This window comes from Rhodococcus sp. GQ147, assembly GCF_059759155.1.
This window is the reverse complement of the sequence record NZ_JCAXDU010000017.1, coordinates 1-26,244: the sequence shown is the minus strand read 5'-3', so window position 1 is coordinate 26,244 and position 26,244 is coordinate 1. Positions and strand designations below refer to the sequence as shown.

Genomic DNA, 26,244 nt, shown 5'->3' with positions numbered 1-26,244 from the left:
CTCTAGACCAGGGACGGGGAGTCGAGAGTCGACAGCATCCGCGGCGTGATCAGGCCCGAGCCCTCGGGAGCGTGGGCGGGATCGTTGCCGAGCTCGACCTGGCGGTTGTCGGCGTCGACGAACACCACGCGCGGGTCGTAGTCCTTGCACTCCTGCTCGTTCATCACGCCGTAGGCGATGAGGATGACGAGATCGCCGGGGCTGACGAGACGTGCTGCGGCACCGTTGATCCCGATGACGCCCGATCCACGCTCACCGGCGATGACGTACGTCTCGAGCCGGGCGCCGTTGTCGATGTCGACGATGCAGACCTGCTCGCCCTCGAGCAGATCCGCGGCGTCCATCAGATCCTGGTCGACGGTCACCGAACCGACATAATGCAGATCCGCGTGGGTGACGGTGGCGCGGTGGATCTTCGACTTCATCATGGTGCGGAACATGCTCGTCCTCGGTTTCTTTCTCGTTTCCGAATTCGATCGGTGGGTCAGCGGTTCGTCAGGTTGTCTTCGGCGTCGGGATCCACCGGACCGGTGGCTCGTTCGAGGAAGCTGGTGCCGACGGCGACCCCGACGTTGTCGATGAGGCGTGTGGAGCCGAGTCGTGCGGCGACGAGCAGTCGACCGTCGCCGCGTTCGGGTGCCGGCCCCAGATCGGCGCCGCGCACCTCGAGATAGTCCACCTCGATCTGCGGACTCTGCGCGAGCACGTCGCGTGCCGTGGACAAGATCGCCTCGGCTCCGCCCGCTGCGGCGTGTGCGCCGGCGACGAGCGCCGCAGACAGCGTGGTCGCGATCTCGCGCTGCTCGGGGTCGAGATAGCGGTTGCGGGAGGACAGCGCGAGCCCGTCCTGTTCGCGCACGGTGGGAACGCCGAGGATGCGGATGTCGAGATTCAGGTCGGCGACCATCTGACGGATCAGGGTGAGCTGCTGGTAGTCCTTCTCACCGAAGAACGCCGTGTTGGGACCGACGATGTTGAACAGCTTCGCGACGACCGTCAGCATGCCCGCGAAATGACCGGGACGCGCAGCACCTTCGAGCTCCGACCCGAGTGGACCCGGGTGGATCGTGGTGCGCGGGCCCTGCGGGTACATCGCCGAGACCGTCGGCACGAAGGCGAGTTCGACGCCCGCTTCGCGGAGCAGTTCGAAGTCGGCGTCGAGAGTACGCGGGTAGGCGTCGAGATCTTCGTTCTTCCCGAACTGCAGCGGGTTGACGAAGATCGACACGACCACGACGGCCCCGGTGAGCTTGGCCTGGCGCACGAGTTCGAGGTGACCGGTGTGCAGCGCACCCATCGTCGGTACGAGTGCGACGGTGCGGCCGACGCCGCGCAGAGCCCGGGTGACCTTGGTCAGGCCTGCGGGATCGTGGTGAACGGTCAGTTCACCTCGCACGTATCCGCGCTGTCCTGCTTCACTCACCGTATTCAGCTCCTTCGAGAATTGCCATCAGTTCCGGCTTCGACCCGGTCCGTTGCGCCGATCGCAGCGACAGCGCGCGGTACCCGGCGGCGATCAGCGGGTCGACGGCCTCGAGCGCACGCAGGTGCGCGGCCACGGCGTCGGCATCGCCGCGCGCGACCGGCCCGGTGAGGGCCGAGGGCCCGCGCCGCAGCACGTTGTCGAGCGCTGCGGAGAGCAACGGCTGCAACACCCGTTCGGCGACTCCACCGGGGGCGTCGTCGACGAGTTGCTGGCCGAGCAGTTCCTCCCCCTGCAGGGCGCTGCGCAGGGCCTCGACGGCGTCGGCGACCAGCGTGACCAGGTGGTTGCTGCCGTGCGCGAGCGCAGCGTGGTAGGTCATGCGCATGGACTCGGGGACGCGGACCGGCTCGCCGCCGATCTCGAGGACGAGGGACTGCGCGATGGCGTAGCCGATCTCGTCGGCGGCCGTGATGCCGAAGCACGCGGAGGAGAGCCGGTCGATGTCCTCGTCGTGGCCGGTGAAGGTCATCGCGGGATGGATCGCGAGCGGCACGGCGCCCTGCTCGGTCAGCGGCTCGAGGATCGCGGTGCCGTGAGCACCGGAGACGTGGACGACGATCGTGCCGGCGGCGACCGAACCGGTGGCTGCGAGGCCCTTGACCAGGGACGACAGTTCGGTGTCGGGAACGGCGAGAAGAAGGAGATTGCAGCGGCCGGCAACCTCGTCGACCGGCAGGATCTGCGAATCCGGCAGGCGCGTGGCGGCACGGTGCCGCGAGACGTCGGAGACGGCCGAGCAGGCCACGACGACATGACCAACGCGTTCGAAAGCTGCGCCGAGTGCAGTGCCGACCCGTCCGGCGGACACGATTCCTACCGACAGGCGCGCAGGCGCGGGTGCGTTGGTGATCCCGAAGGAATTCACGGGAGTCCTCTCGTTCGTTCCAGTCCCGCTCAGCGGGTACCGGACGTTCCGCTCGACAATAGCGCGCGTTTTCCGAGGCTCGCCACGGTCGGGCCGAGTGATCTGCGCCTCATCGTCCGAGGTGGGGCGGGTGCGACCTGCCGCGCGATCGCCCCGCGATCAGCGCTCGGCCGACAACGACGCGAGGATCTCCGCGACCGTCCGGCCCTCACCGTCGGCGCGACGGCGCCGGGAGCGACGTCCGGACGATTCGTGGTCGTCCTCGTCGTCCTCCTGGGTCGTTTCCGCAGCTCCATCGGCCTTCGCGGCGGTGTCCTTCCCCTCCGCGGGGTCATCGCCCTTCGTCTTCGCTCCGGCCCCGTCTGCGTCCGTTTGCGGGTCGGGATCGGATCCGGGCTCGTGCTTGCCGGGCTTCTGCGGCTCCGGCTTCCCGTCCGCCGCCTTCTCGGCGCTCGCGACCTTCGCGTCCCCGGTCTTCGCGTCCCCGGTCTTCGGGTCCCCCGTCTTCGAGTCCCCGGTCTTCGAGTCCCCGGTCTTCGGGTCCCCCGTCTTCGTGTCTCCGACCTTCTGATCCTCGACTTCCGCGTCCTCGATCTCGGCGTCCTCGACGTCCGGTCCTGCGGCCGCTTTTCCAGCCGTCGCCTTCTCGACCGTGACCTTCCCGGTAGCGGACTTCCCCGTCGCAGAATCAACCTTCGCCTGTTTCTCGGCACGCGGTTCTTCGACATCACCCTTCGCGGACGTCTTCTCCGACGCCTCCGCCGCCCGCATGGCCGCCTCGACCGACTCGGTCTCCGCGGTGACCGGCTCGTCGTCGGGAGAGGCGAAGGCCGGTCCCGACGGACGCGGAGCGGACACCCGCGCCGCCTCGCTCAGTCCACGCAGCTTCTCCGCCTGGCCCTCGAGGGCGACGACATCGTCGGGGAGCCGGCCGTCGAACAACATCTCGAGCGTGCGGCGCAGGGTGGCCAGCTCGGTGCGCAGGGCCGCCATCTCCCCGGCGTCGAGCTTCAGATCGGCACGGACCTTCTCCTCGACGGTCAGCTCGTACTCGCGCCGCGCCGCGATCTCCCGTTGCAACTGCAGTTCGTAGACCGTCTTCAGGTCGTCGGCCTTCGCCCGATCGAGCGCCGATTCCCGGCGGTACTTGTTCATCGCGATGGCTCCGACAGTGGCAGCCCACAGGGCGACGACCACCGCGACACGCAGCAATTGCACGCTCTCACTGAAGAGCAACAGCAGCGAGGCGATCATCGCCAGAGCGAGCAGACCGGCCACGATCATCGAGCCGGTACTGCGCCACGGACGGCGATTCCTGTCTGGTCGCGCCGAGGTTGCCATGACCATCAGGGTACTTGGGTGGGTCCTCGGATCGGAGCCGGACGACACGCCCTTCCCCACCCCGAAATCCGATGTCAGAGCGCCGGTTCGTTCGGTTCGTCGGGTTCTTCCGGTGTCCGGCAACAGTATTCGAGCCACAACGCGGCCGCCGCCAGCGCTATGCCGGCGAGGGCTCCGACGAGCACCCCCGACGTGTCGTCGGTGGCGGCCTGCACGACGCCGCGTTGCGGTACGAGATACAGCAGGAAACCGGCCCACACTCCGGCGCTCGCGGCACCCACCAGTGCGGACGCCTTGGCGAGCGCGACCGCGCGGGCGGCGGTGATGGGATGCAACCTGCCGGGGCCCTCACCGATCTCGTGCTTGCCGACCCGCGACCGGATCATGAACGCCAGGATCACCTCGATGACCGCGACGGGATACAGCGAGGCTCCCGCGTAGACGGGGATGGGCGGCAGCGAACCGTACATTGTGCGGACGAGCAACCACGCGACGATCGCTGCCAGCACGGCCAGCGCCAGCAGATCTCGGATCCGGGTCTGTTTCAGCACTCGGCGTGTCCCTGGGTCTTCGGCCCGGCCAGCGTCAGGTCGGTGCGGTGCACACCTTCCCGTTCGGCGGCGTCGAGTTCGTCTAGCCAGTCGCCGATGCCCAGCCGCCGGCCCTCGGCGGTGAGCACGGCCTCGGGTTCGACGTCGAGCCACGGGACGAGCACGAACGCCCGCTGGTGTGCGCGCGGGTGCGGCAGGATCAGTTCCCGATCGTCGCTGCGCACCTCACCCTCGCCGCTGACGCAGGTCACGACGTCGACGTCGAGGCTGCGCGGACCCCAGCGCTGGATCCGGACGCGTTCGGCGGCCTCCTCGAGTTCCTGGCCGAACCGCAGCCAGTCGCGCGGACCGAAGGCGGCATCCTCCGCGACGACGACCGCGTTCAGGAAATCCTCCTGTTCGACGCCGCCCCACGGTGCCGTCGAGTACACCGCCGAGACGGCGACGGCCCGCTCGCCCAATGCGTCGACGACCGACCGCAGGTGCGCGAGCCGGTCGCCGATGTTCGATCCGATGGACAGCACGGCACGACTCATCAGGCGCTCCCCGTCACATCGCTGCGGGAGCGGTCGATCACCACGGCGACGTCGCCGAAGGTCAGCGGGATCGGCGCCGACGGCTTGTGGAGCGTGACCTCCACCCGGGCGACACGCGGGTCGGTGAGCACCTCGTCGGCGATCTCCCCCGCGACCGTCTCGATGAGATCGCGGCCCGGACCGGCGATGATCGCCGCGGCTCGCTCGGCGAGTTCGCCGTAGTGCAGCGTGTCGGCCAGCTCGTCGGATGCCGCGGCCGGCGCGAGATCGAGCCACACGACGATGTCGACGACGAAGTCCTGACCGTCCCGCTTCTCGTGCTCGAAGACGCCGTGGTTGCCGCGGACCGTCAGTCCCCGTAGTTCGATGCGGTCGCTCACGCGTGCACTCCTTCCGCGCTGCCGCGCTGCCAGGCACGCACCACCGCGAGCGCGTCGCGGGATGCCTGCACGTCGTGGACGCGTACGCCCCATGCGCCGTGTGTGGCGGCGAGCGCCGAGACGACGGCCGTGGCGACCTCACGACCCGAGGGCGGGCGGACCGTGCCGTCGGGCGCCGCGAGCAGCGATCCGAGGAATCGCTTCCGGGACGCCCCGATGAGCACCGGGAAACCCAGTTCGGTGAGTTCGGGCAGGCGCTGCAGCAACTGCCAGTTGTGGTCGGGTTCCTTCACGAAACCCAAACCGGGATCGAGCACGATCTTGTCGGAGTCCACGCCTGCGGCCACCGCGATGTCGACCTGCGTGAGCAGCTCGTCGCGGACCTCGCGGACGACGTCCTCGTAGTGCGTCGAACCGCCCGCGTGGACGAACTCGCCGAGGGGACGCCAGTGCATGAGGATCCACGGCACCCCTGCCTCGGCGACCACCGCGGCCATGTCGGCGTCGGCGCGCCCACCCGAGACGTCGTTGATCATGGTCACCCCGGCCTCCACGGCCGCCTCGGCGACCGAGGCGCGCATCGTGTCGACGCTCGTGGGGATGCCTGCCTCCGCCAGAGCGGCGATGACCGGCGCCACGCGGGACGCCTCGACCTCCGGGTCGACGCGCACGGCCCCGGGCCGGGTGGACTCGCCTCCCACGTCGACGATGTCGACGCCGAGCTCGCGCAGCTCGAAGCCGCGGGCTATCGCGGTCTCGCAGTCCAGATATCGACCGCCGTCGGAGAAGGAATCACTGGTGACGTTCAGTACGCCCATCACGACAGGCCACTGTTCGGCGGGGAAGACGGTCACCGGCGCAGGATCAGGTCCAGGGCCTCGGCACGCGACGCCGAACTGGTCTGGAACAGCCCGCGCACGGCGGAGGTGGTGGTGCTGGCACCGGGCTTGCGGATGCCGCGCATCGCCATGCACAGGTGCTCCGCCTCGACCACGACGATCACGCCGCGCGGCTGCAGCTTGCGCATCATGGCGTCGGCGATCTGGCGGGTGAGGCGTTCCTGGACCTGCGGACGCTTGGCGTAGAGGTCGACGACACGCGCCAGCTTCGACAGACCCGTGACGCGGCCCGTGGGGCCCGGGATGTATCCGACGTGGGCGACGCCGTGGAACGACACGAGGTGATGTTCGCACGTCGAGTACATCGGGATGTCTCGCACGAGGACGAGTTCCTGATGACCTTCGTCGAAGGTCGTGTCGAGGACCTCGTCCGGGTCGGTGAACAGTCCCCCGAACACCTCGCGGTAGGCACGGGCCACCCGGGCGGGAGTGTCGCGCAGGCCCTCGCGGTCCGGATCCTCACCCACCGCGATCAGCAGTTCACGCACGGCCGCTTCGGCTCGGGCCTGGTCGAACGTACGACCCGCGTCCACGCTCAATTCGTGGGTCGTCACATCCTCCGGGTCGGAACCCGTATCCGACTTCAGGTGGTTCACCGACACCCGCTCGCCCTCCACTCTTCGCTCACTCGTCTCCATCGGAACCGACGGCCCCGATGCGCGCCCCGTACCGACTCACCGACACGGATCAGTGCCGGCCGGCCGGGCCTTCCCACCGCTGTGTGGGAGGGGGTTCGGGAGCGCCGTAACCATCGCGCGGTTGCGAGTCTCCCACGTGGTTCTCACCACGGTGCGCATCTGCCGCACCGTCTTGGCCGGAGTCCGACGGACGGTCGGCGTCCTGCGGCTCCTGCGGACGCCCGAAACTCTGCGTTTCCTGGGCCTGTTGTCCGTAGCTGGGCTGTCCGTAGCTCTGGGGGTTCTGCCCCTGATGGCCCTGCAGATATCCGTATCCCTGAGGCTGTCCGGGGCCCTGCGGCCCGTGACCCTGCTGTTCCTGCGGGGTCTGCTCGCGCGGCGGCCAGCCGGGAGCCGACCATCCGGCGGGAGCACCGTAGTCCGGACGCGTCGCGTGCCGCGGACCACCCGGATACGGAGCCGTCGGCTGGAAGCCCGGAAGCGGCTCGGAGGCCGGGACCGGCTGCGACTGCTGTTGGGGTTGCGGCTGCTGTTGGGGCTGGGGCTGCTGTTGGGGCTGCGACTGCTGTTGGGGCTGGGGGTAGCCGTTCGCCGGCTGGTACTGCGGCTGCGCGCCGGGCTGGTAGCCGGCGGGAGCGGGCGCCTCGCCCTGGCCCGGATACTGCGGGTGCTGATGCGCCGGCTTCGTCAGCGACGGCGGTTCCGGCGGCCACGGCTCGCCACGCTCGGCCGCGAGCTCGGCGGGCGTCTTGATCGGCGGCTTGTCGGACGGGACCCGATCACCGAAATCGTTGAAGGTCGTGATCCGCGGACGCTTCTTCACGTCGGCCAGGATCCGGTCGAGATCCTTGCGGGTCAGCGTCTCGTGCTCGAGCAGCTCGCCCGCCAACACGTCGAGGGCGTCGCGGTACTCGTTGAGGATCGCCCACGCCTCGGTGTGCGCGGCCTCGATGAGGTTGCGGACCTCCTCGTCGATCTCGCGTGCCACTTCGTGCGAGTAGTCGGACTGCACGCCCATCGACCGGCCGAGGAAGGGGTCGCCCTGCTCCTGGCCGTAGCGGACGGCGCCGAGCTTCGCGCTCATGCCGTATTCGGTGACCATCGCGCGCGCGATCTTCGTGGCCTGGTCGATGTCGGACGAGGCGCCGGTGGTGGGCTCGCGGAAGACGAGTTCCTCCGCGGCACGACCGCCCATCGCCATGACGAGGCGCGCGATCATCTCCGAACGCGTCATCAGGCCCTTGTCGTCCTCGGGCACCGTCATCGCGTGACCGCCGGTGCGGCCGCGGGCGAGGATGGTGACCTTGTAAACCGGCTCGATGTCGGGCATCGCCCACGCGGCGAGGGTGTGACCACCCTCGTGGTAGGCCGTGATCTTCTTCTCGTGCTCGCTGATGATGCGGCTCTTGCGGCGGGGACCGCCGATGACACGGTCGACCGATTCCTCGAGGATCGCCTCGGTGATCACCGTGCCGTTCTCACGGGCGGTAAGCAGCGCGGCCTCGTTGACGACGTTCGCGAGGTCGGCACCGGACATGCCCACCGTGCGCTTGGCGAGCGCACCGAGATCCGCGTTGGGATCGATCGGCTTGCCCTTCGAGTGCACGGCGAGGATCGCCCGGCGACCGGCGAGGTCGGGGTTCGTCACCGGGATCTGACGGTCGAAACGGCCGGGACGCAGCAGTGCCGGGTCGAGGATGTCGGGGCGGTTCGTCGCGGCCATCACGATGATGCCGGAGCGGTCGCCGAAGCCGTCCATCTCGACGAGCAGCTGGTTGAGTGTCTGCTCACGCTCGTCGTGACCACCGCCGAGGCCGGCGCCGCGCTGGCGGCCGACCGCGTCGATCTCATCGACGAAGATGATGCAGGGAGCGCTCTGCTTGGCCTGCTCGAACAGATCGCGCACGCGGGAGGCGCCGACACCGACGAACATCTCGACGAAGTCCGAACCGGAGATCGTGAAGAACGGGACGCCCGCCTCGCCGGCGACGGCACGCGCGAGGAGGGTCTTACCGGTGCCGGGAGGACCGTAGAGCAGTACGCCCTTGGGGATCTTCGCGCCGAGCGCCTGGTAGCGCGCCGGGTTCTGCAGGAAGTCCTTGATCTCGTAGAGCTCCTCGACGGCCTCGTTGGCGCCGGCGACATCGGCGAAGGTCGTCTTGGGCATGTCCTTCGACAGCTGCTTGGCCTTCGACTTGCCGAAGCCCATCATGCCGCCGCGACCACCGCCCTGCATGCGGCTCATCACGAAGAAGAACACGCCGAGCAGGATGATCATCGGCAGGACGAAGATGAGGATCGAGGTCAGCCAGCTCTCCTGGGTGACGCTCGTGTCGTACTTCTGCGCGCCCGACGCGGCGACCAGGTCGAAGATCTGTTCGGAGGCCGACGCGGGGTACTTCGCGATGATCTCGGTGCTGCCCTCGGTCGCGTCGTTGCCGTTCTCGAGCCACAGACGCACCTGCTGTTCGCGGTCGTCGATGCGGGCTTCGCTGACGTTCTGCGATTCGAGTTGGGACACCGCGACGGACGTGTCCACCTGGGTGAAACCGCGCGTGTCGTCGCCGAAGTAACTGAAGGCGTAGATCACCAGCAGAATGCCGGCGACGATCGCCAGATTACGGAACACTGTCTTGCGGTTCATACAGGTTCGGCCCGAGCGGCCGGTCCTTTCGATCGAGTTCGTCGGGGTCTCGCAGTCGCGGCGCTTCGCGCCCGGGGTGGCCGCACGCCGCGACGGTCACTGACCAGGCAACGCAAGGTTACCGCGTAGCAACGAGCGGTCGCCCCGGCACCGGCCGGAGCCGACACCGGGAATACGTCGTAATCGACAACGATCGGGACGGAACCGGAGTTCCCCGGGCCGGGGACCTCACGACGCGGCTCGACCGGAGGTCAGCTGCTGTAGACCTTGGGATCCAGCGTGCCGATGTAGGGCAGGTCGCGGTAGCGCTCGTCGTAGTCGAGTCCGTAGCCGACGACGAACTCGTCCGGGATGTCGAATCCGACGTCCTTGACCTCGACGTCGATCTTCACGGCCTCTGGCTTGCGGAGCAGCGTGACGACCTCGAGCGACGCGGGGTTGCGCGTCGAGAGGTTCTTGAGCAGCCACGACAGCGTCAGACCCGAGTCGATGATGTCCTCGACGATGAGGACGTTGCGACCGGCGATGTCCTTGTCGAGGTCCTTGAGGATGCGCACGACACCCGAGGACGAGGTCGACGACCCGTACGAACTGACGGCCATGAACTCCATCTGCGTCGGGATCGGCAGAGCGCGCGCGAAGTCGGTCATGAAGAAGATGGCGCCCTTGAGCACCCCGATGAGCAGCAGATCGCCTTCCGGCGCACCCACCGGGTAACGCTCGGCGACCGACTGCGCCAGTTCTGCGGTCCGCTCCTTGATCTGTTCTTCGGAGATCAGCACCGACGCTATGTCGTTCTCGTACACCGGGGTCCTTCCCTACCTTCTGCTGCCGGTCGCCCGGACCTTCGCCCGGTCGACGTACTCCACGGCAAGCGTGCCACGCCGACGCGACACCACCAACCTCGTCCCCGTCCGCGGGCCCCGTCCGACAGCGACCGGGCCCTGTCCGCGCCACGCCGCTACTAGATCGTCGACCGTCCGCAGCATCGTCTCGTTCGGCGTGACGGTGTGATCGATCAGCCACGATCGGAGGGCTCTGCGTCGTACTGCGGCGGGAGCCGCCGCGAGAGTGTCGGTGTCGAGCAGGTCGTCCTCGCGCCGCGCTGTCGCGAGCAGGTCGCCGGCCCAGACATCGAGGGCGTGGCCGTCGTCCTGCAGTTGCCCGGCCGTGCGCGCGAGGGCTTCGGCGACGCCCCCACCGAGCACGTCCTCGAGCAGCGGCAGTACCTCACGGCGCAGACGCACGCGCGTGAACCGGTCGTCGGTGTTGTGCGGATCCTCGTACGGGCGGTAGCCGAGTTCGTCGCACGCCCGGCGGGTCGTGTCGCGGCGCACGCCGAGCAGCGGCCGGCCCCACGGCGGGTCGAAGGGTGCCATCCCGCGGATCGAACGCAGCCCCGATCCGCGGCCGAGACCGAGCAGCACCGTCTCGGCCTGGTCGTCGAGGGTGTGCCCGAGCAACACGGTCCGGTCGTCGCGGTTCTCGTCGAGCGCCCGGTAGCGGGCCGCGCGCGCGGCGGCCTCGAGGCCTCCCCCACCGGTGACGTCCACACCGACCACCATGACGGTCGCGCAGCCGCGGGCCCGGGCGAACTCCGCGGCCCGCGCGGCGACGACCTCGGAACCGGACTGGAGGCGATGATCGACGACGACGGCGTGCACCGCCTCGGTCTCCGCGACGGCGGCGGCGGTCAGGGCGGCGGAATCGGCCCCGCCCGACAACGCGACGGTCACCGCGTCGGCCGGGTGCGCGCCCAGCCAGGCCCGCACGGCGAGGCGCACCTCGTGGATCGCCGGGGCTTCGGGCAGCAGCGGACGATCGTTGGACGGTGAAGCCACGATCAGCTCAGCACCCGCGCGATCCACGCATCGGGATGGTCGATCTCCGTCAGGGTGGGCAGGGCGTCCGGACCGGACCACACGGCGTTGAAGTCGTCCGTGCCGACCTTCGCGACGACGGCGTCGACGAACTTCTTGCCGTGCACGTACTGGGCCATCTTGGCGTCCATGCCGAGGACGAGCCGGATGAGGCGATGCACCGGGCTGCTGTTGCGGTGCCGCCGGTTGTCGAACGCCCGCCGGATCCGCGCGACCGACGGGACCACGGCCGGGCCGACACCGTCCATTACATGATCGGCGTGGCCTTCGAGCAGCGTTCCGAGCGCGAGGATCCGATCGAACGACTCGCGCTGAGACTGTGCCTGCAGCGCCCGCACGACACCGAGCATGCCCCGCTCCGACATCGCCTTGTCGCCGGGAGTGCGCAGGTCCTTCACCGCCGACACCACGCGGGTCGCGACGTCGCCCATCGGTTCGTCGACCGCGGTGGCGAGGTCGGCGGCGGCCTCGCGCATCAGCTCGGCCATCCACGGTGCCTGTGCGAACTGCACGCGGTGGGTCACCTCGTGCAGGCACACCCACAGCCGGAAGTCGGCGGGCGGCACCTTCAGGGCGCGTTCGACCGCGACGACGTTGGGCGCGACGAGCAGCAGCGAACGAGAGAACGGGTCGTACTGTCCGAGCACCGCGGACGACAGGTAGGCGAGCATCGCGCCGGCCTGCGCGCCCGCCGGTTTGCCCATCCAGCGGAGGGAGGAGCCGGCCGGATCCTCGCCCGAGGTCGCGGTGAGGTCGGCCATCGACGCCGCGGCCGCACGTACCCAGCCCGGCCGGTCGACGACCTGCGCGGGCGGCGGCTCGGTTCCGTCGTCGAGACGCGTGTGCTCGCGCACCGGTCCCTCGGCGCGCGCGGCGGCCGAGAACAACTCGTCCTGCACCGCATCGCGGGTGTACCGCGACATCGCGGGTTCGGAGCGGGTGAGGCGCACGCCGACCCCGGCCGCGAACGACCAGTCGATCGCGTCGCCGAGTGCCCGCTCCTTGCCGGTCATCGGCAACCGCACTCACGCAGTACCGACGCCACGGCGTCGAGGGCGGGCCGAGCCTCGCTCGGGGACCGGCCGTTGGACAGCAGAGCGAACGACAGCACGCGGCCGTCGGAGTCGACGGTGTATCCCGTGAGTCCGTTGACCTCGGTCAGAGTGCCGGTCTTCGCCCGCACCCATCCGGCTCCGGCACGGGTCGTGGTGCCGTAGCGGTCGGCGAGCGTGCCGGTCGCTCCGGCGACGGGAAGATAGTCGAGCATGGGCCGCAGCTCCGTCCTGTTCGGTCCGGCCGCCTCGGAGATCACGCGATCGAGCGTACGAGCAGGGATCCGGTTCTCGACCGAGAGCCCGCTGACGTCGCGCAACGTCACACCGGTGACGTCCAGACCCGCTTGCTGCAGGGTACCGGTCACCGCCTTCGTCGTGCCCTCGAACGAGTGCTCGTTGCCCGTCGCGACGGCGACCTCCCGTCCGATGGTCTCCGCGAGGACGTTGTCGGATCGGCGCAGCATCTGACCGAGACGCACAGTGAGTGGCGCCGACTGGACCGACGCCATGGGCGCCGCACCGGGTGAGGCGGATCCGAGCGCTACCCGCGCGGGGTCGGCACCGAGCGCCGTCGCCAGTGCACGACCGGCGTCCAGGGCGGGCGTAGCGCTGCGAGGCGATTCGTCCTCGAGTGGGTTCGACCGGGCGCCGTCGAGCATCACCGGTTCGATGGGTGCGACGTAACCGTCGCCGACGTCCTGGGGAAACCAGCCCGGCGCGAGCGGATCCCCGCTGTACAGACTCGTGTCGACGAGGACCGTCTCGACCGTCGTGCCGCTGCGCCGGATCTGTTCGGCGAGGTCGGCGATGCGGGGACCACCGGGGTAGAAGCTCTCCTCGCCGGGCGGCATCGCCGAGAGGGTGGGGTCGCCACCCGCGATGAGGACGATCTCCCCCGGCTTCGAACCCTCGACGACACGCGTGGTGATCCGATGATCGGAGGGCAGCACGAGCATGGCGGCCGCGGCGGTGAGGATCTTCGTGGTGGAGGCCGGGATCAGCGCGCGATCGGCGTCCTTCGACCACAGCACCGTGCCGGTCGTGGGGTCGGTGATCGACCCGGCGAAGTCACCGAGGCCGGGATTGTTCACCGCCTGGTCGAGTGCCGCCGCCAGCGAGGTCGGGTCGGGCGTCGGAGCGTCGGGCGAGACCGCGGCGACCGCGGGGGTCGCGATCACCGGTGCCGGTGCGGGGAGCACGACCGCGCCGGCGGACGCCCGCACGTCGTAGATCGCGAAGGCTCCGCCCACGACGAGAGCGAGGAAACCCGCTCCCCAGATCCCGAAGAGGATCTTCATGTTCCGTCGTCGCCTGGTTGCCAGTGAACCCTGCTTCTTGTTGCCGCCCTGCCCCGTCAACACGCCTCCGCTGCATCCTGCACACACTGGTCGACCAGCTACCCGCACTTCCCGCTGCCGGCCGCACACTGCTGTGACGCACTCGGGGCCCCGGTACCTGCACCTCCAGCCTAGCGCCGCGACCGTTATCCTCTCTGCGGACCATCACCGCAGATACGGATGTCGTATCCGCCGGAAAAACACCGACGAAGTGAGGCAAGGCGTGGAGTTCGAGGTCACCATCGAGATCCCCAAGGGACAGCGGAACAAGTACGAGGTCGATCACGAGACCGGACGCGTCAAGCTCGATCGTTACCTGTACACCTCGTTCGGCTACCCGGCCGACTACGGCTACATCGAGAACACCCTCGGTGAGGACGGCGATCCGCTCGACTGCATGGTCCTGCTGCCCGAGTCGGTCTTCCCCGGCGTGATCGTCGAGGCCCGCCCCGTCGGCATGTTCAAGATGGTCGACGAGGCCGGTGGCGACGACAAGATCCTGGCCGTCCCGGCCGGCGACCCGCGGTGGGATCACGTCCAGGACATCAGCGACGTCTCGCAGTTCGAGCTCGACGCCATCAAGCACTTCTTCGTGCACTACAAGGATCTCGAGCCGGGCAAGCACGTCGAGGCCGCTGACTGGGTCGGTCGCGCCGAGGCCGAGGCCGAGGTGACCGCGTCGGTCGAGCGCCTGAAGAACAACGGCGGGCACTGACACCGAGCCTGTACAACGCGGATCCCCCGGACGATGCGATCGTCCGGGGGATCCGTCGTCTGCGGGGTCTATTCGCCCTTGAACTGCGGCGGGCGCTTCTCGAAGACGGCGGTGATCGCCTCGGTGAGGTCCTCCGACGGCAGGAACGCCGCGTTCCACGCCGCGACGTAGCGGAGGCTGTCGTCGACCTGCGGCGAGCGCGTGTGGTCGAGGACGTTCTTGATGCCCTGGACGACGAGCGGCGGGTTGGCGGCGATCTCCGCGGCGGTCGCGTGAGCGGCGGCCAGCACTGCATCGGCGTCGTCGTGGACGTCGTTGACGAGACCGATCTTCTCGGCGCGGGCGGCGTCGATGTCCTTGCCCGTGAGCGCGAGCTCGCGGACGTGACCGTCGCCGATGATGAGCGGGAGCCGGGCGAGGGTGCCGACGTCGGCGACCATTCCGACCTTGACCTCGCGGACGCTGAACTTCGCGTCGGCGCTCGCGTAGCGGATGTCGGCGGCGGAGATGAGGTCGACCGCTCCGCCGATGCACCAGCCCTGGACCGCGGCGACGACCGGCTTGCGGCAGTCGGCGACGGCCGTGATGGCCGCCTGCATGTTCTTGATCAACGTGTGGAAGTCCGTGCGCGGCTTCGCGAGCGCCTTGCCGGAGACGACGGCGCCGAGGCTGCCGCCCATGGCGACGAGGTCGAGGCCGTAGGAGAAGTTCCGGCCGGAACCGGCGAGGACGACGGCGCGGACTTCGGGGTCGGCGTCGAGCTCACCGAACAGGACGGGCAATTCCGCCCAGAAGTCGGGGCCCATGGCGTTGCCCTTGCCGGGGCCGATGAGCGTGACCTGTGCGACGTGATCCTTGCGTTCGACGGTGAACGCTTTCCAAGGCGAAAGATCGGACATTGTGTGTTCGGCGGCTCTCGGCCCTCACAAGGGTGAGAACCGCCGTCCTCCTTCCAGGGTCGGGCTTGTGATGGTGACGACGGAATCTGTCGGTGGGCGTCGATAGCGTGCCCGGGCATGGGGGTCGAGGTTGTGCGTTACAACTTCCGGTTGCGTGCGGGCAGCAACGCCGAACGCGCGCTGCTCGACGAATGGCATCGCTGCAGGTTCCTGTGGAACGAAGCCGTGCACCTCCAGAAGACGGGCGCACGACCCACTTCCGGGAAGCTGAGCAAACAGCTGACCGAGACGCGCAGACGATCGGCGTGGTTGCGGGCCGGCTCCCAGGTCGCTCAACAACAGACGTTGCGGACCTACGCTCGTGCGCTCGACTCGTCGTTCGCGGTGAAAGGACGCAACCGCCCGAAGTTCAAGTCCCGGAAGGAAACGTCGCCGACTCTCGAGTACACCCGTCGCAGCTTCCGGATCCAGGAAGGCCGATTGCGCTTGCCGAAGGGCGTCACAATTCCGGTGGTGTGGTCGCGGAAACTGCCATCCGAACCGTCGAGTGTGCGCATCACCCGCGACTCGGTCGGAGATTGGTACGCGTCGTTCGTCGTCACCCGCAGCACCGAACCTCCGGCTCCGGCGCCGCCTGGTTCGGCGATCGGTGTCGATTGGGGAGTGACCCACACGGCGACCACCACCGACGAGCGGTTCGACCTGCCGCACCGGGGTCATCGCAAGCGTTGCGCGGCGGAGCTGGCGAAGGCGCAACGAACCATGGCTCGCCGACGCAGACCCAAGGGAAGCCGACCGTCCAACGGATACCGGCGAGCCCGCAAACGTGCGTCGCAGGTGCAGAAGAAGGCCGCTCGGCGGAACCAGCACGAGGCACGGATGTGGGCGCGCGGGGTGGTCGCACACCACGCACTGATCGCCGTGGAGGATTTCCGCCCCCAGTTCCTCGCCCGATCCACGATGGCGAGGAAAGCGGCGGACGCCGCGATCGGCGCTGCGAAGCGCGAACTCGTCGAGCAGGGCACGCGGGCCGGCCGGAAGGTGGTGCTGGTACGGCCCGCATACACGTCGATGACGTGTTCGAGATGTTTCGCGAGAGCCAAGCAACGCCTCGAACTCGGCGAACGAACCTTCCGATGCTCGGCCTGCGACTACAGCGCATGCCGGGACCGGAACGCTGCCAGAGTGATTCTGGCTGTAGCGGAGCGTGGCCACACCGGTGTCGACGACGTCAGACAGGCGGATCACCTCCTGGGTGGTTCGGTTGCGGTCCGAGCCGGGGATCTCCTGCCTTCTGGCAGGAGAGGCGTTAATACCGAAGGGTAACTTGTTTACGTACGGACTGTATCGAGCCACCCCACGACACGACACGACGACGACGCGTCCTCGGAACCGCGCCCATCCGGCGGCGATTTTCCTACTCTTGATCCATGACCAGGTCGCTGCATCCGAATGCCCACCGCGTCTCGGACACGCTCATCGCCCGCGGCCATCACGGTCTGATCGTCCAGCAGCCGGAGACCGTGCACACCGCTGAGCAGGCCGCCGCCGCGGTCGGTGTCGAGGTGGGCGCGATCGTGAAGTCGCTCGTCTTCCTGCTCGATGACGACCCGATCCTGCTGTTGGTGTCCGGGGCGCATCGCGTGTCGGTCGAGCGGACCGGCGACCGGCTCGGCGGCGAACTCGTGCCGGCCTCCTCCGACCTGGTCACGGAGGTCACCGGCCAGCCGCTCGGTGGCGTCGCACCGCTCGGTCATCCCACGAACCTGCCCACCTACATCGACCGTGCGCTGCAGCTCCACCCGGATCTGTGGGCGTCGGGTGGATGCCCGAACACACTGTTCCGGACCGTCTATTCGGAGCTCATGCGCATCACCGCGGCGATCGACGTCGACGTGGACTGAGACCGTCCACCTACCGGTACACCGGCATCTCCATCCGGGTACACTTTCCGTCGTGACAGTCCGAGCGTGGAGCCGCAGGCATGTCGACCTGTGTCATACCCGCTCGTGCCTCTGTGCGTTCTGAGATCCGCACCATCCCTTCCTCTTTTCCGGCGCCGCACTGCTGCGGGTAGTTGCCTGCCCGGCGCCGTTCACCTTCCGACCAGCGGAGCCCTTCCATGACCACGTCCTCCATCGAGAACCCGGCCGGCAGCTCGGTCGATTCCCCCGAACTCGTTCTCATCGTGCAGATCTCGGACACGAACGCCGGGTCGGCGGGCGATCTCGCCGCCCTCGCCGATGCTCTGCGGGAGACCGCGCTCGATCTGCTCCCGGGTGCGCGCACCCACACTCTTCTCAGCCCCGGCCCGACCCCTCTGGTCATCGATCTGCCGGCCCGGGGGCTGGTGCTCGACAATCAGCGGGTCGAGTTGAGTCACAGCGAATTCGAGATCCTCGCGCACCTGGTGCGTCGGCCCCGCGTCGTGGTGTCCCGCGCGGCATTGAGGCCGCTCGGCGCCGGATACTCGGAGAACGACGACTTCGACACCGACCGCGGCAACCGCAGTGTCGACGTCCATGTCTCCCGGATCCGTTCCAAGCTGGGACGTTTCGGCAACATCATCACCACTGTCCGCAGGTCGGGCTACCGGTTCGATCCCGATCCGCGCGTACACGTCGTCGAATCACTCGACCGCCGTACGGCGTGAACGCATGCGAAGGAGGGGCAGGAGTCGAAACTCCTGCCCCTCCTTCGCAATACCGATGCGTGTCAGGAAGCGCGCACGGATGTCCGAGCGCCCTCACCGAACCGGCGCAGGACCTCGACGACGGTCGGCGAGACCTCGACGAGGCCGCGCGACTCCAGCCACGGCAGCGTTCCGTCGACGAGATGCTCGACGGTGAACGGCGCGGCGAACGGGATCAGCGTGACGCCGTCGGCGACCTGCACGGCATGGATGTCCGCGATCAGCCCGGCGAGACCGTGCGGCGTTCCGACATAGGACAGCGTGCCGGCCTCCCCGCGAGTCGATTCCGGGCGGGTGCGCCGGGTGCGGGCGGTGCGGGCATCGGAGGCGAGGACGATCTCGACGTCGACGAGCACCGTGACCGAATCGGGATCGCGGCCCTCCTCGGCGGCCTCTGCGCGGATGCGGTCGCGCAGTTTCCCGGCTTCACGCAGGTCGGCGGCACGCACCCGCACGACGTTGGATACATCGGCGCTGAGGTCGAGCGGCGGGTCGCCGACACGTCCCAGGGTCAGGTCGGCCCAGTAGTCGGGCCCGGAGTAACCGGTGAGTTCGACGGCGACGCGCAACGGCCGGATCGCGGCGGACTCGACGACGGCCGGGTCTGCGGATACAGGGGTGACGGTGGATGCGACGGACATGGGATACCTCTCGGTACGGGCCGCGGAGCGGCACGGAGGGATCGGCCTGTGGGCCGGAAGACTGTGAGGGAGAAGACCTTCAGTCCGGACAGATTCCCGATGCCGTACGGCAGAGGTCGACATGGCGACGGCACCAGCGTGCCGCAGCGATCGTCCTCGCCCGTCCCATGCGAATTACCCTACTGATCCTATGGGGAATTGTCGACCGTTAGACGCACGGAGATGCGTCGCCGTCGGTCGCTCCGAGGCCGGGACGCGTCTCCGGCGAGGGGTTCCACACGCCGGCGGTCTTCGCGTGCACCCACGTCGGCCCGTTCTCGACCAGCAACCGGAGCGCTCCGAGGAGCCGCTCGACATCGTCGGACGAGCTGCCGAGTCCGAGCGACGCCCGGACGGCTCCGCCGGCACGACCGACCCGCGCGAGCAGCGGGTGGGCGCAGAAGCGTCCGTCACGGACGCCGATGCCGTACTCGGCGGACAGATAGGAGGCGACGTGGCCGGGCTCGTAGCCGTCGACCGTGAAGGTGACGATCCCGACACTGTCGGCCGAATCGTTCCACAGCCGAAGCACTTCCACGCCGTCGATGGCCTGCAGACCGTCGACGAGCAGGGCGCACAGGGCCTCCTCGTGACGGATCACCGCGTCGGCGTCGAAACCGGCGAGCGCATCGCACGCGGCGGCAAGGGCGGCGACGCCGAGCACGTTGGGGGTGCCGGCCTCGTGACGCGCAGGGGCGCAGGACCATTCGGTGTGATCGAGGCGCACCTCGCGCACCGCGCCGCCACCGGCGAGGTACGGCTCGGCGGCGTCGAGCCAGTCTCGGCGGCCGACGAGCACTCCCGCACCGAACGGCGCGTACAGCTTGTGGCCGGAGAAGGCGAGGTAGTCCACACCGAGCTCGACGAGATCGACACGGCGATGGGGCACGAGCTGCGCACCGTCGACGAGGATCCGGGCACCGGAAGCGTGTGCGAGCTCGGCGAGTTCGGCGATCGGCAAGACCTCACCGGTGACGTTGGAAGCACCGGTGACGGCGAGCAGGGCCGCGGGTGCGCGCTGCAGTTCGACCGCGAGACGCCATACCGTCTCGGAGACGGTGTCCGCGGCCTCGACGATGCGAGAGTTCTTCCAGGGCAGCAGATTCGCATGGTGCTCGATGTCGAGCACCACGACATCGCCGGGCACCGCACTCGCGAGCAGGTTCAGCGAATCGGTGGTGTTGCGCGTGAAGACAACGACCTGGTCGTCGGCCGCGCCGACGAAGCGCGACACGGAGGAGCGGGCGTCCTCGTAGGCGGTGGTGCTGATCCGCGAAGCGTATCCGGCGCCGCGGTGCACGCTCGCATAGAAGGGCAGCAGCTCGGTGATGCGGTCGGTGACGGCGGACAGCGCCGGTGCGCTCGCCGCGTAGTCGAAGTTCGCATAGGTGCAGGTACCCCCCTGGACGAGCGGAACCTGCACGTCACAGCCGGAAACGGTGGCAAAGGGAGCGATGCAGGTGGTGGTGGCTACAGCAGTCATGACAAATCCCTTGTGTACTCGGGGACCCGCCGGTGACGCCTACGACGGAGAATTCTCGTCGCCGGCGGAGTCCGCGCTTGCCGTGTCCGGTAGTGGATTCACGGCCCGGTCGTCACCCGGAGCACCCCACCGCGGTTGGAGGGTTGCCGACCAGCTAGCCGGGGCTTGACGCTGGTACTCATGACCTGGCGAAGAGAATGGCAGGACGACCGGGCCGTGTCAACCCCGCACAGCTCCGCGTCGCCCGGCACCGCACGACGCCGACACGCGTTCTGCGCGCCGAACGTTCACCTGCCGTCCACCCGGACGTGAGATAACCGGAAGCACCATCGAGCAGAAGGACCCGCGGAATTGCCAGCCATAACCTCGACCCCCGTCGGCCGGTCCCCCATCCCCGACGAGTTCCTCCGCGCGTCGCACACTCCACCCGCCCGCACCCTCGTCGACCTGCTGCGGAGCACTGCCGAAGCACATCCCGACGCCCCCGCGATCGACGACGGCGCGACGGTCCTCGAATACGCCGAACTGGTCGAGGCGGTGATCGCCGGTGCGTATGCGCTGAACGACGCGGGCGTCGGGGCCGGCGACAGGGTCGGGGTCCGCATGACCTCCGGGCGCAGCGACCTGTATGTGACGATTCTCTCCATTCTCGCCGCGGGCGCCGCGTACGTCCCCGTCGACGCCGACGATCCCGACGAGCGGGCCGAACTCGTGTTCTCGGAAGCGCAGGTCACCGCCATCGTCACGGACGAGGGCATCGGACCGGGCACGGCCGCGCCGTCGGGCACCCCGGTGGTGCGGGGCCCGAACCTCGATGACGACGCGTGGATCATCTTCACCTCCGGTTCAACCGGAACACCGAAGGGTGTCGCCGTCACCCACCGCAATGCGGCGGCCTTCGTCGACGCGGAAGCGCGAATGTTCTGCCAAGGGGAGCCGCTCGGTCCCGGCGACCGGGTCCTGGCCGGGCTGTCCGTGGCGTTCGACGCCTCGTGCGAGGAGATGTGGCTCGCCTGGCGGCACGGCGCCTGCCTGGTTCCGGCGCCCCGCGCGCTCGTCCGCTCCGGCATGGACCTCGGGCCGTGGCTCGTCTCGCGCAACATCAACGTCGTCTCCACGGTGCCCACCCTCGCGGCGATGTGGCCGGCCGAAGCCCTCGAGGCGGTGCGTTTGCTCATCTTCGGTGGTGAGGCCTGCCCACCCGATCTCGTCGAACGTCTCGCGGTTCCGGGACGCGAGGTGTGGAACACCTACGGCCCCACCGAGGCGACGGTCGTGGCCTGCGCGTCGCTGATGGACGGCACCGGACCGGTCCGCATCGGCCTGCCCCTCGACGGATGGGATCTCGCCGTCGTGGACGCCGACGGCAACCCCGTCGAGGAGGGCGCGACCGGTGAACTCGTCATCGGTGGTGTCGGCCTCGCGCGCTACCTCGATCCGGCGAAGGACGCCGAGAAGTACGCTCCGATGCCCACGCTCGGCTGGGACCGCGCCTACCGCAGCGGTGATCTCGTGACGCTCGACCGCGCCGGTCTGCTGTTCCAGGGACGCGCCGACGACCAGGTCAAGATCGGTGGCCGCCGCATCGAACTCGGCGAGGTCGACAACGCACTGCAGAACCTGCCCGGCGTGGCGGGCGGTGCGTGCGCGGTCCGCAAGACGGCCGCGGGACATTCGATCCTCGTGGGATACCTCGCCTCCACCGATCCGGACTTCGACATCGCGTCGGCCCACGACCTGCTGTCCGAACAACTCCCGGCCGCGCTCGTCCCCCGACTCGCGCTCGTCGACGAACTGCCCACCCGCACGTCCGGCAAGGTCGACCGCAACGCTCTGCCGTGGCCGCTGCCCGGCGCCGATGCCGACTCGGTGGAAGCACTCGGTCTCGATCCCACCGCCGAATGGGTCGCCGAACTGTGGACCGACATCCTCGGCGCCCGGATCGAGGGCGTCGACGACGACTTCTTCGAACTCGGCGGTGGTTCCCTCGCGGCGGCGCAACTCGTCACGGCGCTGCGGAGCCGGTATCCGGAGATGACCGTCGCAGAACTGTACGACCACCCGAGGCTCGGATCGCTCGCCGTCTATCTCGACGAACTCGCACCGACGGAAGCGGCGACACCGCGAGAGGTGATGCCGGTGCCGCGACTCGCCCAGCTCGGGCAGATCGCGGTGACCGCCGTCCTCACCACCCTCACCGGACTGCAGTGGGTGACCTGGCTGGCGATCCTGAACAACATCGTCGCGCTCGTCGTCGACGTGCCGTGGACCGTCACCCTGTCGTGGTGGTGGGTCGCGCTCGGTGTCCTGCTGTTCCTCACGCCCGTCGGGCGCATGGCGATCTCCGTCGCGGGTTCGCGTCTGCTCCTGCGCGGCATAGAGCCCGGAAGCTACCCACGCGGTGGGAGCGTCCATCTCCGGCTGTGGACGGCTCTGCGACTGTCCGAGGCCGTGGGTGCCGTGAACATCTCGAGCGCTCCCTGGATGCGGCAGTACGCGCGGGCGCTGGGAGCGAAGGTCGGCCGCGACGTCGACCTGCACAGTCTTCCACCGGTCACCGGTCTCCTCGAACTCGGCGACGGGTGTGCCGTCGAGCCGGAGGTGGACCTCGGCGGCTACTGGGTGGACGGCGACCTCGTCCACATCGGAAGCATCCGGATCGGTGCCGGCGCCACGGTGGGCGCCCGCTCGTTCCTGGCCCCCGGCGCGCGGATCGGTAAGGACGCCGAAGTGGAGGCCGGATCCGCGGTGTTCGGTCGCGTGAAGGCCGGGCAGAACTGGTCGGGCTCCCCCGCCCGCAAGGCCGGCAAGGCCGACCGGCCGTGGCCCGCCGCGACACCGCCGCGGGGCGGCAGGTGGGTGCCGGTCTACGCGCTGTCGTCGATCCTGCTCGGCGGTCTGCCCGTCGTCTCGATCGCCGCCGGGGTCGCGCTGCTCGTGTGGTGGGTGCACGACACCCCCACCGTCTCCGACGCCGTGGTGCACTCCCTGGCGATGCTGCCCGTCGCGGCGCTGCTGACGATGTTCGTCTTCGCCCTGCTCACCCTGACGGCCGTGCGACTGCTTGCCGTCGGGATGACCGAGGGCTGGCATCCCGTGCGCAGCCGCGTGGGCTGGCAGGTGTGGTTCACCGAGCGCCTCATGGACTCCTCACGCACCTTCCTGTTCCCGCTCTACGCGTCGATGCTCACCCCGATCTGGCTCCGATTGCTCGGCGCCGACATCGGTAAGGACGTCGAGGCGTCGACCGTGCTGATGGTTCCCAAGTTCACCAAGGTCGCCGATGGAGCGTTCCTCGCCGACGACACGATGGTCGCCTCCTACGAACTCGGCGGCGGGTGGCTGTACATCTCGCATGCGAAGGTCGGCAAGCGTGCCTTCCTCGGCAACTCGGGTATGGCGGCGCCGGGTCGGCGCGTCCCGAAGCACGGGCTCGTCGCGGTGCTCTCCGCGGCTCCGGAGAAGGCGAAATCCGGCTCGTCGTGGCTGGGCAGTCCCCCGGTGCGCCTGCGGCGCGCAAGCGGTGACAGCGACGCGAGCCGCACCTTCGCACCGCCGCTGAAACTGAAGATCGCGCGCGGCGCGGTGGAGACCTTCCGGCTCGTGCCCATGGTCGTCACCTACGGCATCGGGCTCGGTGTGCTCTTCGCACTCAACACCCTCGCCGTGCACTGGGGCTATCTCGCCGCTGCGCTGCTGGGCGGTCTCGTGCTCATGGTGGCCGGAGCCGTGGCGTGCCTCGTGACCGTGATCGCGAAATGGCTCGTCGTCGGTCGGATCGGACGCGTCGAGCACCCGCTGTGGAGTTCGTTCGTGTGGCGCAACGAGGTCTCCGACACCTTCGTGGAGACCGTGGCGGCACCGTGGTTCGCCCGGGCCGCGGCGGGCACCGCCGTGATGAACCTGTGGCTGCGCGCGCTGGGGTCGAGGATCGGGCGCGGTGTGTGGTGCGAGAGCTACTGGCTGCCCGAGGCCGACCTGGTGTCCCTGGGCGACGGTGCGACCGTCGAACGCGGTTGCGTTGTACAGACCCACCTGTTCCATGATCGGATCATGTCCATGGACACCGTGACCCTCGGCGCCGGCGCCACGCTCGGCCCCCAATGCGTCGCGTTGCCCGCCTCGGGCATCGGCGACGGTGCCACCGTCGGCCCGGCCTCGCTGGTGATGCGCGGCGACGTCGTCCCGCCGTCCACTCGCTGGCAGGGCAATCCGATCACGCCGTGGACCACGCCGAACGACTGGTCGCCGCGGTGAAGCCCATCAAAGCCGCCAAGCCCGTCGCGCCGGTCGCCGCGGACCGGCCGCTCGACCCTTATCTGCCCGAGAGCGGGAACCGCGGCTACCGGGCCTCCCGCTACGAACTCGAACTCACCTACAAGGTCGTGTCCAATCGGCTCGACGGCCGGGCGAAGATCATCGCCACGACTACGGACGTGCGCGCCAAGTATTCGCTCGATCTCGCGCAGTCGATGCGAGTCACGAAGGTGACCGTCAACGGGCGACGTCCCGCCAAGTTCGCGCATCGTGGCGGCAAGCTCACCGTCACCCCCGCCGAGAAACTCCCTGCCGGGGCGGTCCTCGTCTTCGGTGTGCAGTACTCGGGAACCCCCACCCCACTGCGGACCATGTGGGGTGAGGTCGGCTGGGAAGAACTCGACGAGGGTTCGCTCGTCGCGAGTCAGCCCAACGGCGCACCCACCTGGTTCCCCTGCGACGACCATCCCGGTTCGAAAGCCACCTACCGCATCGCGGTCACCACCGACGCTCCGTTCGTCGCGATCGCGAACGGCACCCTCGTGCACAAGACCACGAAGGCGAGTCGCACCACCCGCGTCTACGAGCAACCCGAACCCATGGCGACCTATCTCGCCACGGTCCAGACCGGGCACTACGAGATACGCACCCTCTCAAACGAACCCGTGCCCCAGTACGGCATCCATCCGCCTCGGTTGCGCGCGGCGTTCGATCGGGACTTCGCTCGCCAGACCGAGATGCTCGAGTTGTTCACGCGCCTGTTCGGCCCGTATCCGTTCGCGCACTACACCGCTCTGGTGACCGACGACGACCTCGAGATCCCCCTCGAAGCACAGGGATTGTCGATCTTCGGCGCGAACTTCTGCGACGGCACCGGCCGCGAGGAACGGCTCGTCGCACACGAGTTGGCGCACCAGTGGTTCGGCAACAGCCTCACGCTGAACCGTTGGTGCGACATCTGGCTCCACGAAGGATTCGCGTGCTACGCGGAGTGGTTGTGGTCGGAGAACTCGGGCGGCAGGTCGGCGCATGCACATGCGCTCGACGCCCACCGGGGTCTGGCCCGCAAGCCGCAGGACATCCTGCTCGAGGATCCGGGCCCGAAGGACATGTTCGACGACCGCATCTACAAGCGCGGAGCACTGACTTTGCACGCCCTGCGAGTGCAGCTCGGCGACGAGCCGTTCTTCACCCTCCTACGGACGTGGACCGCGGAACACCGGCACGGCAACGTGACGACGGCGCAGTTCAAGGATCTCGCCGCACGTTTCTCGGACGTCTCGCTCCGGCCGCTGTGGGAGGCGTGGTTGAGCACGCGAGAGCTTCCCCCGGCACCGACCGCCTAGTTCCGAGGGCGCAGAGATGCATCCAGTGCGCTCATCAACTGTCCGACACGACTTCTCGAGGTAGGGGCGATCGGATATCTGGACAGGACGTCGACCACCACGGGGGTCGCACGGCGCCGGGCGTCGTCGAGCGAGTCCTCAGCTGCCGTCGGGTCTCCGCCCGCACGGAGTTCGGCGATGCGAGCGACACTCGCAGCGGTACGCAGGATGTGCCCGACCTGAGTGGCCTTCGCGATCGGGTGCAGATAGGCAGCCGCGGCGGCATCGCCGGCACACCGCGCGGCGAGGGAAGCCGCTTCCGTCGGTGCATCCTTCGCAGCTCGGTGGGCATCCAGGGCGGCGACGCGCTGGAGTCTCGTTCGTCGCGCACCGTCGACGAATTCTCGCGCCGCATCGAGTGCTGAACGTGGACGACGGTCCTCGGGCACGGATTCCTCGAAGACGGGAAGCACGTCCTGTGCACTCTCCGTCACGTATCGGACGACCGCCCGCAGTTCGTCCATGGTGAGTTCGAAATCACCGGTCACGCTTGTCGCCGGCCCGTTCCGCCCCACGTATCC

At 68.9% G+C, this 26,244-nt stretch carries 24 protein-coding genes and 1 riboswitch; of the genes, 6 read left to right on the top strand and 18 right to left on the bottom strand.

From position 1 onward, the window contains the following. Positions 1-2: 2 nt before the first annotated feature. The 14 genes from panD to dacB all read right to left on the bottom strand — a co-directional run bounded on the left by panD (position 3) and on the right by dacB (position 13,573). Positions 3-440, bottom strand: a complete 438-nt coding sequence (gene panD, locus AC6CID_RS18725) for an aspartate 1-decarboxylase (RefSeq protein ID WP_006550510.1) — start codon at positions 438-440, stop codon at positions 3-5. A gap of 44 nt (positions 441-484) precedes the next feature. Beyond that, positions 485-1,423, bottom strand: coding sequence for a pantoate--beta-alanine ligase (gene panC, locus AC6CID_RS18720; protein ID WP_498354303.1), 939 nt, complete (start codon positions 1,421-1,423; stop codon positions 485-487). After that, positions 1,416-2,351, bottom strand: a complete 936-nt coding sequence (locus AC6CID_RS18715; protein ID WP_024102843.1) for a Rossmann-like and DUF2520 domain-containing protein — start codon at positions 2,349-2,351, stop codon at positions 1,416-1,418. Before AC6CID_RS18715 ends, panC begins: the two co-directional genes overlap by 8 nt. A 159-nt stretch (positions 2,352-2,510) precedes the next feature. Then, on the bottom strand, positions 2,511-3,692 hold the full coding sequence (locus tag AC6CID_RS18710) for a DUF6779 domain-containing protein (RefSeq protein ID WP_498354302.1): 1,182 nt from the start codon (positions 3,690-3,692) through the stop codon (positions 2,511-2,513). A 74-nt stretch (positions 3,693-3,766) separates the two neighbouring features. Further along, positions 3,767-4,243: a DUF3180 domain-containing protein gene (locus AC6CID_RS18705; protein WP_498354301.1), complete on the bottom strand. Its 477-nt coding sequence runs from the start codon at positions 4,241-4,243 to the stop codon at positions 3,767-3,769. After that, positions 4,237-4,779 carry a 2-amino-4-hydroxy-6-hydroxymethyldihydropteridine diphosphokinase gene (gene folK / locus AC6CID_RS18700; protein ID WP_006550515.1) on the bottom strand — a complete coding sequence of 181 codons (543 nt, stop codon included), beginning with the start codon at positions 4,777-4,779 and terminating at the stop codon, positions 4,237-4,239. The genes AC6CID_RS18705 and folK overlap by 7 nt, the downstream gene beginning before the upstream one ends. After that, the gene (folB, locus tag AC6CID_RS18695) at positions 4,779-5,159 is read right to left on the bottom strand and encodes a dihydroneopterin aldolase (protein ID WP_071936200.1); all 381 of its coding nucleotides are present in this window, start codon (positions 5,157-5,159) and stop codon (positions 4,779-4,781) included. The genes folK and folB overlap by 1 nt, the downstream gene beginning before the upstream one ends. Further along, positions 5,156-5,977, bottom strand: a complete 822-nt coding sequence (gene folP, locus AC6CID_RS18690) for a dihydropteroate synthase (RefSeq protein ID WP_170318478.1) — start codon at positions 5,975-5,977, stop codon at positions 5,156-5,158. Before folP ends, folB begins: the two co-directional genes overlap by 4 nt. 32 nt (positions 5,978-6,009) lie before the next feature. Next, the gene (gene folE / locus AC6CID_RS18685) at positions 6,010-6,696 is read right to left on the bottom strand and encodes a GTP cyclohydrolase I FolE (protein WP_259443952.1); all 687 of its coding nucleotides are present in this window, start codon (positions 6,694-6,696) and stop codon (positions 6,010-6,012) included. A gap of 49 nt (positions 6,697-6,745) precedes the next feature. Further along, entirely contained in the window at positions 6,746-9,340 is a 2,595-nt protein-coding gene (gene ftsH, locus AC6CID_RS18680; RefSeq protein ID WP_498354300.1) for an ATP-dependent zinc metalloprotease FtsH, read from the bottom strand. Between the two features lie 251 nt (positions 9,341-9,591). Beyond that, positions 9,592-10,146 (bottom strand): hypoxanthine phosphoribosyltransferase, encoded by a 555-nt coding sequence (gene hpt, locus AC6CID_RS18675; protein WP_006550520.1) that lies wholly within the window; start codon positions 10,144-10,146, stop codon positions 9,592-9,594. Positions 10,147-10,158: 12 nt separating this feature from the next. After that, positions 10,159-11,208, bottom strand: a complete 1,050-nt coding sequence (tilS, locus tag AC6CID_RS18670; protein ID WP_052039998.1) for a tRNA lysidine(34) synthetase TilS — start codon at positions 11,206-11,208, stop codon at positions 10,159-10,161. Next, a complete protein-coding gene (locus tag AC6CID_RS18665; RefSeq protein WP_498354299.1) occupies positions 11,184-12,233 on the bottom strand; it encodes a zinc-dependent metalloprotease in 1,050 nt (349 codons plus the stop codon). The genes tilS and AC6CID_RS18665 overlap by 25 nt, the downstream gene beginning before the upstream one ends. After that, positions 12,230-13,573 carry a D-alanyl-D-alanine carboxypeptidase/D-alanyl-D-alanine endopeptidase gene (gene dacB / locus AC6CID_RS18660; RefSeq protein ID WP_019290202.1) on the bottom strand — a complete coding sequence of 448 codons (1,344 nt, stop codon included), beginning with the start codon at positions 13,571-13,573 and terminating at the stop codon, positions 12,230-12,232. Before dacB ends, AC6CID_RS18665 begins: the two co-directional genes overlap by 4 nt. Before the next feature lie 262 nt (positions 13,574-13,835). On the opposite strand from dacB, the gene AC6CID_RS18655 reads away from it, so the two are divergent. Continuing rightward, positions 13,836-14,327: an inorganic diphosphatase gene (locus AC6CID_RS18655; protein ID WP_006550524.1), complete on the top strand. Its 492-nt coding sequence runs from the start codon at positions 13,836-13,838 to the stop codon at positions 14,325-14,327. A 68-nt stretch (positions 14,328-14,395) separates the two neighbouring features. Here AC6CID_RS18655 and AC6CID_RS18650 read toward each other — a convergent pair whose 3' ends face one another. Beyond that, positions 14,396-15,226: a crotonase/enoyl-CoA hydratase family protein gene (locus tag AC6CID_RS18650; protein WP_033096936.1), complete on the bottom strand. Its 831-nt coding sequence runs from the start codon at positions 15,224-15,226 to the stop codon at positions 14,396-14,398. Positions 15,227-15,343: 117 nt separating this feature from the next. Between AC6CID_RS18650 and AC6CID_RS18645 the strand changes: the two genes are divergently transcribed. The 3 genes from AC6CID_RS18645 (at position 15,344) to AC6CID_RS18635 (ending at position 17,879) form a co-directional block, all read left to right on the top strand. Continuing rightward, positions 15,344-16,552 (top strand): RNA-guided endonuclease InsQ/TnpB family protein, encoded by a 1,209-nt coding sequence (locus AC6CID_RS18645; RefSeq protein WP_220666468.1) that lies wholly within the window; start codon positions 15,344-15,346, stop codon positions 16,550-16,552. Positions 16,553-16,656: 104 nt separating this feature from the next. After that, positions 16,657-17,130 (top strand): YbaK/EbsC family protein, encoded by a 474-nt coding sequence (locus AC6CID_RS18640; protein ID WP_220666467.1) that lies wholly within the window; start codon positions 16,657-16,659, stop codon positions 17,128-17,130. 218 nt (positions 17,131-17,348) lie between these two features. Further along, complete coding sequence (locus tag AC6CID_RS18635) at positions 17,349-17,879, top strand: winged helix-turn-helix domain-containing protein (RefSeq protein ID WP_138841499.1); 531 nt, start codon at positions 17,349-17,351, stop codon at positions 17,877-17,879. A gap of 62 nt (positions 17,880-17,941) precedes the next feature. Here AC6CID_RS18635 and AC6CID_RS18630 read toward each other — a convergent pair whose 3' ends face one another. Together AC6CID_RS18630 and AC6CID_RS18625 are read right to left on the bottom strand one after the other, a co-directional pair. Next, positions 17,942-18,559 carry a hypothetical protein gene (locus tag AC6CID_RS18630; protein WP_498354298.1) on the bottom strand — a complete coding sequence of 206 codons (618 nt, stop codon included), beginning with the start codon at positions 18,557-18,559 and terminating at the stop codon, positions 17,942-17,944. 208 nt (positions 18,560-18,767) lie between these two features. Continuing rightward, the gene (locus tag AC6CID_RS18625) at positions 18,768-20,081 is read right to left on the bottom strand and encodes an aminotransferase class V-fold PLP-dependent enzyme (RefSeq protein WP_039957820.1); all 1,314 of its coding nucleotides are present in this window, start codon (positions 20,079-20,081) and stop codon (positions 18,768-18,770) included. A gap of 68 nt (positions 20,082-20,149) precedes the next feature. Next, a riboswitch (SAM riboswitch) is annotated at positions 20,150-20,267 on the bottom strand. A gap of 165 nt (positions 20,268-20,432) precedes the next feature. On the opposite strand from AC6CID_RS18625, the gene AC6CID_RS18620 reads away from it, so the two are divergent. Continuing rightward, positions 20,433-24,338 carry a Pls/PosA family non-ribosomal peptide synthetase gene (locus AC6CID_RS18620; protein ID WP_220666465.1) on the top strand — a complete coding sequence of 1,302 codons (3,906 nt, stop codon included), beginning with the start codon at positions 20,433-20,435 and terminating at the stop codon, positions 24,336-24,338. After that, positions 24,305-25,684: a M1 family metallopeptidase gene (locus AC6CID_RS18615; protein ID WP_033096938.1), complete on the top strand. Its 1,380-nt coding sequence runs from the start codon at positions 24,305-24,307 to the stop codon at positions 25,682-25,684. The genes AC6CID_RS18620 and AC6CID_RS18615 overlap by 34 nt, the downstream gene beginning before the upstream one ends. Here AC6CID_RS18615 and AC6CID_RS18610 read toward each other — a convergent pair. Further along, entirely contained in the window at positions 25,681-26,187 is a 507-nt protein-coding gene (locus tag AC6CID_RS18610) for a putative immunity protein (RefSeq protein ID WP_170318480.1), read from the bottom strand. The genes AC6CID_RS18615 and AC6CID_RS18610 overlap by 4 nt on opposite strands. Positions 26,188-26,244: the final 57 nt, after the last annotated feature.